The organism is Variovorax sp. YR752 (assembly GCF_943372545.1).
Map to the genome: position 1 here is coordinate 1 of NZ_CALRZC010000388.1, position 4,270 is coordinate 4,270.

At 68.1% G+C, this 4,270-nt stretch carries 5 protein-coding genes; all 5 read right to left on the reverse strand.

The features are described 5' to 3' along the window. A partial coding sequence (locus tag AAG801_RS40760; protein ID WP_341893569.1) for a GntR family transcriptional regulator occupies positions 1–254 on the reverse strand: 254 nt, incomplete at its 3' end. A gap of 4 nt (positions 255–258) precedes the next feature. Then, entirely contained in the window at positions 259–1,140 is an 882-nt protein-coding gene (locus tag AAG801_RS40765) for an ABC transporter permease (RefSeq protein WP_341893570.1), read from the reverse strand. Positions 1,141–1,142: 2 nt separating this feature from the next. Next, entirely contained in the window at positions 1,143–2,027 is an 885-nt protein-coding gene (locus AAG801_RS40770; protein ID WP_341893571.1) for an ABC transporter permease, read from the reverse strand. A gap of 133 nt (positions 2,028–2,160) precedes the next feature. Next, a complete protein-coding gene (locus AAG801_RS40775) occupies positions 2,161–3,408 on the reverse strand; it encodes an extracellular solute-binding protein (protein ID WP_341893572.1) in 1,248 nt (415 codons plus the stop codon). A 55-nt stretch (positions 3,409–3,463) separates the two neighbouring features. Beyond that, a partial coding sequence (locus tag AAG801_RS40780) for an ABC transporter ATP-binding protein (RefSeq protein ID WP_341893573.1) occupies positions 3,464–4,270 on the reverse strand: 807 nt, incomplete at its 5' end.

Genomic DNA, 4,270 nt, shown 5'->3' on the forward strand with positions numbered 1-4,270 from the left:
CCCTCCTCGCGCGTCGGCTCGGGCACCTGCGCGCCACGGTTGGGGCGCAGGCGCACCACGCCGTCCTGCGCGAGCCGGTGCAGCGCCTGGCGCACCAGCGTGCGCGAGACGTCGAAGGCCTGCGCCAGCTCCTCCTCGCGAAGCCGCGCGCCGGGGGCGAGGCGGTGGTCGATCACCGCCGCATAGATGGCCTCGTAGACCCGGTCGGCCGCCATGGCCGGCGGCGGCGCCGCCGGGACGCGCCGGGTGGCCACGACCTCAGGCGCGGCGCCGGCTGCGCCGCCCCAGCCAGGCAGCGGCGGCCAGCGCCAGCGCGATCACCAGCAGCGAGACCAGCGTCGTCACCGTGCCCAGCGCGTAGATCGCCGGCGTGGTGACGGTGGTCGTCAGGCCCTGCAGTTCGAGCGGCAGGGTGTTGAGGTCGCCGATCGCCTGCGAGGAGCGGGCGATCTCGTCCCAGCTCAGCGTGAAGCCGAACATGCCGATGCCGACCACCGACGGGCCGATCAGCGGCAGCACCACGTGCGCGAAGGTCTGCCACGGCGTCGCGCCCTGGTCGCGTGCGGCTTCCTCGTAGGCCGGGTTGAAGCGGTTGAACACGGCGAACATGATCAGCAGGCCGAAGGGCAATGTCCAGGTCAGGTGTGCGCCCAGGCCGGAGCTGAACATGCCCAGCGAGGTCGTGAAGGTCTCCAGCAGGCCGGTGGCGCCGGCGGCCTCGAGCAGCCACTTGATCGCGCCGTCGAGCAGGCGGAACTGCAGCCCGATGCCCAGCGAGACGATGATCGACGGCATGATCAGGCTGGCCACCGTCACGTAGAACAGCAGGTTGCCGCCGGCGAGCTTCTTGCGGAAGGCCAGGCCGGCGAGCAGCGACAGCAGCACCGTCAGCCCCATCACCACGGTGCCGAGCAGCAGCGAGCGGCGCAAGGCCGCGCCGATGTCGACCACGCCCAGGCCTTCCCACAGCTCGCGGTACCAGTGCAGCGACCAGCCACGCATCGGGAAGGTCAGCCCGCCCTCCGGCCCCTGGAAGCTGAGCACGAAGATCGTGATCACCGGGCCGTAGAGGAACAGCACGAACAGGCCGAACACGAAGGCCAGCGGCCAGAAGCCCTTCTGCCGTCCTTCGCGGGCCATGCTCACAACTCCTTGCGCAAGTCGACCATGCGTGTGAGCGCCACGATGATCATCAGCACCACCGCCAGCAGCACCACCGCGTTGGCGGCGGCGAGCGGGAACTGCAGGTAGCTGGTCTGCACCTGGATCACCTTGCCGACCGAGGCGATCTGCTGGCCGCCCATCACGCCGACGGTGACGAAGTCGCCCATCACGATGGTGATGACGAAGATCGAGCCGATCACGATGCCGGTGCGCGACAGCGGCACGATCACGTTCCACAGCGTCTGCCAGGCGTTGGCGCCGGCGTCCTCGGCGGCCTCGAGCAGCGAGCGGTCGATGCGCATCATCGAGTTGAAGATCGGCACCAGCATGAACATGGTGTACAGGTGCACGAAGGCCAGCACCACCGAGAACTCGGAGAACAGCAGCCACTCGACCGGCTGCTCGACGACGCCCAGCCCCATCAGCCCCTGGTTGACCAGCCCGTTGCGGCCGAGCAGCGGCACCCACGAGATCATGCGGATGACGTTGCTGGTCCAGAACGGGATGGTGCAGATCACGAACAGCACCGTCTGCATGCCAGCGCTGCGCACGTGGAAGGCGAGGAAGTAGGCGATCGTGAAGCCCAGCAGCAGCGACACCGCCCAGGTGAGCAGCGAGAAGCGCAGCGTCGACCAGTAGGTTTTCAGCGTCACGCAGGGCTCGGCCAGGTTGGCGCAGCCCTCGAAGATCGAGACGTAGTTCTGCCCGGTGAAGCCGGGAATCAGTTCGTAGTCGCTGGTCGGCCAGAAGCTCACCGCGCCGATCAGCAGCAGCGGCGCGATGAAGAACAAGGCGAACACCGCCGCGAAGGGCAGTGCCTGCAGCCAGGCCGGCGTGCCAGCCTTGAGCGAAGACGCCTTCAACCCACCGCTCCGCAGCGGAGCCCGGCAAGCGCAGCGAAGCCGCCCTCAAGCGGCCGCCGCGGATCCGGCTTCGCCGGTCCGCTGGCGGCGCCCCCCTGGGGGGGAGCGCCGCAGGCGCTACGGGGGGGGGCCATCACGCGGCGACGAATTCGTTCCACTTCTGGACCATGGAGGTGTTCTCGTCCATCAGCGCGGTCCAGCAGGCGCTGCCGCCCATGCGCTGCTCGTACGAGCCACCGTCGCGGGTGCTGCCGGCCTTGGCCAGCAGGTCGCCGTTCGGCGACTTGATGTCCTGCGTCGCCGGCTTGCCTTCCATCCAGTAGGCCCACTCGTAGGCTTCCATCTTGGCCTTGGCGGTCTCCAGCACGGCGCTGTAGTAGCCCTGGCGATTGAGGTAGGCGCCGGCCCAGCCGTCGAGGAACCAGTTGATGAACTCGTAGGCGCCGTCGAGCTTCTTGCCCGACAGCGTGGCCGGCAGGCCGAAGCCGGCCGCCCAGGCGCGATAGCCTTCCTTCAGCGGCTGGAACACGCAGGGGATGCCCTTGGTGCGCACCGCAGTGACCGCCGGCGACCACATCGACTGGATCACCACCTCGCCCGAGGCCATCAGGTTGACGCTCTCGTTGAAGTCCTTCCACAGGCTGCGGAACTGGCCGGCCTTCTTCGCCTCGATCAGCGTCTTGATCGTCAGGTCGATTTCCTTCCTGGTCATGTTGCCCTTGTCGGGGTACTTGTAGATCCCCTTGGCCTCGACCACCATCGCCGCGTCCATGATGCCGATCGACGGGATGTTCAGGATCGCCGCCTTGCCCTTGAACTCCGGGTTCAGCAGTTCGGCCCAGCTGTCGATCGGGCGCTTGATCAGGTCGGGGCGGATGCCCAGCGTGTCGGCGTTGTAGACGGTCGGGATCAGCGACATGAACTGCGTCGGCGACTTGGCGAACACCTTGCTCTTCTCGCCCTCGAGGTAGATCACCTTCTTCGGCGCAGTGCCCTGGTCGCCGACCGCCTTGCCGCCGACCATGCCGGTGGTGAACAGCGTGGTGATCTTGTCGGCGTTCTTGATCTTCTTGACGTCGATGCCCTTGAGGTTGCCGGTCGGCACGATCTTCTTCAGCGAGAAGTACTCGGTGTCGATCAGGTCGAAGCTGTTCGGCGAGGTCACCGCGCGCTTGGTCACCTCGTCGGTGTTGACGGCGACGTACTGGATGGTGATGCCGGTGTCGGCCTTGAACTTCTCGGCGATCGCCTTGTCCTGGTTCACCGCGGTGCCCAGGTAGCGCAGCGTGATCTTCTCCTGCGCGTGCACGGCGGGGAACATGCCCGTGGCCAGGATGCCGGCGGTGCCCTTGAGCAGGCTGCGGCGGGTGTTGTCGGTCATGTGCTTCTCCTCGGGTGGGTTCGGGTCGGGTGAACGGAAGGGGTGCATGCGGCGCTCAGGCCGCAAGCGCATGGACAGCGGCGGGTTCCCAGTGGGCGCAGGCGCTGTCGCCGCTGGCCCAGGGCGCGGCGTCGAACTCGGCCTCGGGCATCTGCACGTTGAATTCGGCGACACGCTCGGCGGCCAGCGTCAGCAGCACGTAGCTGCCCTGGTACTCGACGGCGCGCACGGTGGCGGCCATCGCATGCTCACCCTCGGGCAGCGGGGCGCGCGACAGCTTCGTGCGGTCGCAGCGCACCGCCATCAGGCCGGCCGGCGACGGAATCACGTTGTGCCCGCCGATGAAGCGGGCGACGAACTCGCTGCGCGGCGCGTTGAAGAGAGCGTGCGGCGAGGCGTCCTGCTCGATGCGGCCGTTGTTCATCACCACGACCTGGTCGGCCAGCGCCATCGCCTCCTCCTGCGAGTGGGTGACGTGCACGAAGGTCATCGCCAGCGCCTTCTGCCAGGCCTTCAGCTCGGCGCGCATCTTGATGCGCAGGAAGGGGTCGAGCGCGGACAGCGGCTCGTCGAGCAGCAGCACTTTGGGCTCGGTGATCAGCGCGCGCGCCAGCGCCACACGCTGCTGCTGGCCGCCGGACAGCTCGGCCGGCTTGCGGTGCGCCAGGTGGCCGAGCGAGACGCGCTCCAGCAGTTCAGCCGCCTTCTTCTGCCGCACCGCCTTGTCGACGCCCTTCATCTTCAGGCTGAAGGCGACGTTGTCGAGTGCCGAGAGGTGCGGGAACAGCGCGTAGCTCTGGAACATCATCGCCGTGCCGCGGCCCGCGGCCGGCAGGTTGGTGATGTTGCGCCCGCCGAGCAC

Bases quoted from the DNA above. Each gene is read 5' to 3' on its own strand.
- AAG801_RS40775 (WP_341893572.1), bottom strand. From the start codon at position 3,408: ATGACCGACAACACCCGCCGCAGCCTGCTCAAGGGCACCGCCGGCATC.
- AAG801_RS40765 (WP_341893570.1), bottom strand. From the start codon at position 1,140: ATGGCCCGCGAAGGACGGCAGAAGGGCTTCTGGCCGCTGGCCTTCGTG.